The organism is Micromonospora sp. KC606 (genome assembly GCF_004348675.1).
Taxonomy (GTDB): Bacteria; Actinomycetota; Actinomycetes; order Mycobacteriales; family Micromonosporaceae; genus Micromonospora.
The window spans coordinates 1-2,704 of record NZ_SMKN01000365.1; the positions used below are offsets into that span (position 1 = coordinate 1).

The following is a 2,704-nucleotide window of genomic DNA, read 5'->3' on the forward strand; positions in this document are numbered from 1 at the left end:
GACCGAGGCGGCCCCCTCCCCCACCCAGACAGTCTTGGTGTTGCAGAACTCGCGCATGCCGACGGCCGACAGCTCGCGCCCGTACCCGGAGTTCTTCACCCCACCGAAGGGCAACTCCGGGTACGAGGTGGTCATCCCGTTGATGAAGACGTTGCCGGCGTCCAGGTCGGTGGCGAAGCGCTCCTGCTCGGCCGGATCGGCGGTCCAGGCGTTGGCGCCGAGGCCGAACGCGGTGTCGTTGGCCACCTCGACGGCCTCGTCGTACGAGCAGACGCGGTAGAGGCCGGCGACCGGCCCGAAGACCTCCTCGGACCACATCCGCATCCGTGGGGTCAGGTCGGTGACGACCGTCGGCGGGTAGAACCAGCCGTCGCCGCCGGGCTTCTGCCCGCCACAGAGCACCGTGGCGCCGTGGTCCACCGCGTCGCGCACCTGGGCGTGGATCTCGTCCCGTCCGCGCTCGCTGGCCAGCGGCCCGAGGTCGGTGTCGTCGTCCATCGGGTCGCCGACCCGCAGCGCGGACATGTTCGCGGCGAATCTCTCGGCGAAGGCGTCGAACACGTCGGTGTGGACGATGAACCGCTTCGCCGCGATGCAGGACTGGCCGTTGTTCTGGCAGCGGGCGGCGGTGGCCACCTCGGCGGCCCGGTCCAGGTCGGCCGAGGGCATCACCACGAACGGGTCGCTGCCGCCGAGTTCCAGCACCGTCTTCTTCAGCTCCCGGCCGGCGATCTGGGCGACCGAACGGCCCGCCCCCTCGCTGCCGGTGAGGGTGGCGGCGCGGACCCGGGAGTCGCTGAGGACGCGGTCGACGGCGTCCGAGCCGACCAGCAGGGTGGTGAAGGCGCCCTCCGGGAAACCGGCCCGGCGGAACAGATCCTCCAGGTAGAGAGCGGTCTGCGGCACGTTGGAGGCGTGCTTGAGCAGACCGGTGTTGCCGGCCATCAACGCCGGCGCGGCGAACCGCACGACCTGCCAGAGGGGGAAGTTCCACGGCATCACCGCCAGCACCGGCCCGATCGGCTGGTACCGGACGAACGCCCGCTTCGCGGCGACCGCCTCGGCGTCGGCGGGCTCGTCGGCGAGCATCCGCTCCGCGTTGGCCGCGTAGAACCGGAAGGCGGTGGCGCACTTGGTCACCTCGGCCCTGGCCGCCGCGTACGTCTTGCCCATCTCGGTGGTCAACAGCCGGGCGGTGGAGTCGCGTTCGGCGTCGAGCAGACCGGCGGCGGCGTACAGCCACTGCCCCCGCTGGGCGATCGTGGTGCCGCGTAGCTGCCGGAACGCCAGGTGGGCGCGCTCGATAGCGGCGTCGACCCGCTCGTCGGACATCGGGTCGTACGACTTGAGCGTCTGGCCGGTGGCGGGGTTGGTGGTGGCGATGGTCATTCGTACTCCTGTCACTCGAAGAGTGAGTGCCGCACCCCCGGCTCCTCCCGGTGCCGGGCGGCACGGCGGCGCTGGATGACGACCAGGTCGACCACGGCGACCACGGCGAGGAGGGTGCAGACCACGCCGAGCCACACCACGTCGGCGCGGAACGCCAGCACCGCGAAGACGGTCATGCTGACCAGTCCGAACAGGGCGAGCCCGGCCCGCATGTTCAACGCGCTGTAGGCGTGGCCGACCGTGCCGCGGGCACGCCGGGGCTGCGATCTCGTCATCCCTTCGGGCTACCCCCGCACCGACGGCGCTAACCCGACCGGACCGCCCCGAACTCGCGGATGTGCCCAGGGGTCGGTGATCCCGGCCACCGGGCGGGTATCCGGCGGGTGGCCGGGGTCCGGTGGGGTGCGTAACAGCGCTAGGCCGCGACCGGGTCGGCCCCGGCGGCGGCGGGAAGGATGGGGGCGTGCCCATGACCCAGGCGATGCCGGTGACCGTCGCGATCGCCCGGCGTACCGACCCCGCGCGGACCCACGAGATGGTCGCTTGGATGCGGGCCGGCGCCGCGCTGGCCGAGAGCTTCCCGGGTTTCCTCGGGGCCGGTTGGGTGCGGACCGCCCCCGGCTCGCCCGAGTGGCACATGCTCTACCGGTTCGCCGACGACGAGACGTTGCGCCGGTGGGAGGAGTCCCCGCAGCGGCACTGGTGGCTCACCTCGGCGCAGGGGATCGTCGAACACACCCGGGTGGAGCGGCGTACCGGGATCGAGGGCTGGTTCGAGGAGCCGGTCGATCAGGTGGTGGAGAAGGTGGCACCGGCCGGCGGGGGGCCGGTCGCCGCGAGCACCCCGCCGCGCTGGAAGCAGGCGGTGACGATCTGGCTGGCGTTCTTCCCGTTGAGCCTGACCGCCACCCTGCTCACCGCCCGGTTCGTCGGCGGTGCGCCACTGGCCCTTCGGACGCTGGTCATGACACTGTGCCTGACGCCGCTGATGACCTACCTGGTGCTGCCCCGGATCACCCGGGCCCTGCACTGGTGGCTGCACGGTAGGCCGGCGCCGTGGCGGACACCGCGCCGGCCGTTCTAGCAGATTCATGCTTCGAAATATCATCTCTGCCAGAAAGCCGACACGAGCCAGCCACGCCGACCCGCCGGCACCGTAGGGTAGCCGTGCCGTCACCGCGCGCCGTCGGAGCGGGGGAAGACATGTCACGCCGCTGGGTCGCCGCCGTCGCCTGCCTGCTGGCGTTGACCGGCCTCGCCTGTGAGGAGGGCGACTCGGCCGCCCCCTCCCCCCGCCCGCCACGCGAGTCCAGTC

3 protein-coding genes are annotated in these 2,704 nt (G+C 72.2%); 1 reads left to right on the forward strand and 2 read right to left on the reverse strand.

Annotated features, from left to right (window positions below; all coding sequences use genetic code 11):
- Positions 1–1,389 (reverse strand): NADP-dependent succinic semialdehyde dehydrogenase (locus E1193_RS30980; RefSeq protein WP_132186673.1); only part of this gene is annotated, 1,389 nt, incomplete at its 3' end.
- A gap of 11 nt (positions 1,390–1,400) precedes the next feature.
- Entirely contained in the window at positions 1,401–1,664 is a 264-nt protein-coding gene (locus E1193_RS30985; RefSeq protein WP_132186674.1) for a DUF6343 family protein, read from the reverse strand.
- Between the two features lie 188 nt (positions 1,665–1,852).
- Here E1193_RS30985 and E1193_RS30990 point away from each other — a divergent pair, with 188 nt between their 5' ends.
- The gene (locus E1193_RS30990; RefSeq protein ID WP_132186675.1) at positions 1,853–2,473 is read left to right on the forward strand and encodes an antibiotic biosynthesis monooxygenase; all 621 of its coding nucleotides are present in this window, start codon (positions 1,853–1,855) and stop codon (positions 2,471–2,473) included.
- Positions 2,474–2,704: the final 231 nt, after the last annotated feature.

What these genes read in the sequence shown, in the direction of transcription:
- E1193_RS30985 (WP_132186674.1), bottom strand. Translation starts at nt 1,664, where the DNA reads ATGACGAGATCGCAGCCCCGGCGTGCCCGCGGCACGGTCGGCCACGCC.